Raw genomic sequence first — 701 nt, 5'->3', positions numbered from 1 at the left:
AGTGGGAGCTGTAGGAGAGTTGTATATAGGAGGTTCGGGAATATCAAGAGGGTATTTGAATCTTCCAGAACTTACAGAGGAGTGTTTTCTAGTAAATCCTTTTCAGAGTGAAGAGGAGAAGGAGATAAATTATAATGGACGTATATATAAGACAGGAGATTTAGTACGCTATCTTGCTGGTGGGGATATAGAGTATATAGGCAGAAATGACTTCCAGGTTAAGATCAGGGGCTATAGAATAGAGTTAGGAGAGATAGAAAGCGCTTTGTTGAGTTATGAAGGGATTCGCCAGGGGGTAGTGTTGGCTAAGGAGAATAGCTCAGGATTAAAATACTTGGTAGGTTATTATATATCGGATACTTCCGTTAATCCTGAAGACTTATCTGCATATTTATCAGGTCTTCTTCCGGAGTATATGATCCCTTCTGTGTATGTTTCTTTAGAAAAGCTTCCTCTTACGATTAATGGAAAGTTGGACCGAAGAGCCTTACCAGAACCTAACTTCACAGGAGATAAGGAGTATATCGCTCCAACAACAGCTCTTGAAAAACAATTAGCAGATATCTATAGCGAGGTTTTAGGTTTACCTGTAGAAAGTATAGGTTTACATGATGACTTCTTCCGCTTAGGAGGAAATAGTATTATGGCTATTAAATTGATTAGTAAGATTCATCAGGGGTTAGGTTTACAGGCCAGTGTAG

The 701-nt window shown here is 38.9% G+C and carries 1 protein-coding gene; it reads left to right on the top strand.

Translation table 11 applies throughout. The features are described from left to right. Positions 1 to 701 (top strand): non-ribosomal peptide synthetase (locus CHRY9293_RS18455; RefSeq protein WP_162034316.1); only part of this gene is annotated, 701 nt, incomplete at both ends.

Origin of the sequence: Chryseobacterium potabilaquae (genome assembly GCF_902728265.1) — a bacterium.
In the GTDB taxonomy this organism is placed as follows: Bacteria; Bacteroidota; Bacteroidia; order Flavobacteriales; family Weeksellaceae; genus Chryseobacterium; species Chryseobacterium potabilaquae.
Note: the sequence above shows the minus strand (reverse complement) of the source record. Positions and strands in the feature narration are given on the sequence as shown.